Consider the following 220-nt stretch of genomic DNA (forward strand, 5'->3'; position numbering starts at 1 on the left):
GAAAACAAAAATCGGTCTTAATAATCTTGCGCTTAAGAAATGGCGTTTAAATACACAGTTGTTTCGCCAAACATTAGGCAAAACGAAGCCGGTTTGGGAATATCACATTTCTTTATTACCGGAAGGAGCGCGGGCTGCCTTGTTGGTGCGTTCTGGTGGGGGGTGTATAAAAGAAAGCGTGCAAAAGGAAAGTGTTTGGGCACGTTATGAGGGTCTTTCG

Annotated in this window: 1 pseudogene; it reads left to right on the forward strand. The window is 44.1% G+C overall.

The window, feature by feature from the left end:
- Positions 1-220 (forward strand): annotated as a pseudogene (locus BN338_RS12270) (transposase domain-containing protein); the annotation flags it as partial.

It is taken from the genome of Bartonella queenslandensis AUST/NH15, from assembly GCF_000312585.1.
Classification (GTDB): Bacteria; Pseudomonadota; Alphaproteobacteria; order Rhizobiales; family Rhizobiaceae; genus Bartonella; species Bartonella queenslandensis_A.